Annotated in this window: 1 protein-coding gene; it reads right to left on the minus strand. The window is 39.9% G+C overall.

What is annotated here, in order from left to right; translation table 11 throughout:
- Positions 1–258, minus strand: a 258-nt coding sequence (locus FC65_RS11315) for an ATP-binding cassette domain-containing protein (RefSeq protein ID WP_156408663.1), incomplete at both ends; no start/stop codon positions are given.

The raw sequence follows: 258 nt of genomic DNA on the forward strand, positions 1-258 counted from the left end.
GGAACAAGGCGAAGTTTTGAAAAACCATCCCAATTTTATCTTGACGTAACTTACGTAATTCTTCTTTTGATAACTCCATGACTTTCTGACCGTCGATCTCAACATCACCTTCAGTTGAATCGATCAAACGATTGATCATCCGAATGATAGTCGATTTTCCACTCCCAGAAAGTCCCATGACGACAAACAACTCACCATCATTAACAGTAAAATTTGCTTGGTTGACCCCAACTGTACAACCAGTTTGAGCAAGGATCT

The sequence above is a fragment of the Ligilactobacillus acidipiscis DSM 15836 genome (assembly GCF_001435755.1).
GTDB classification, from domain to species: domain Bacteria; phylum Bacillota; class Bacilli; order Lactobacillales; family Lactobacillaceae; genus Ligilactobacillus; species Ligilactobacillus acidipiscis.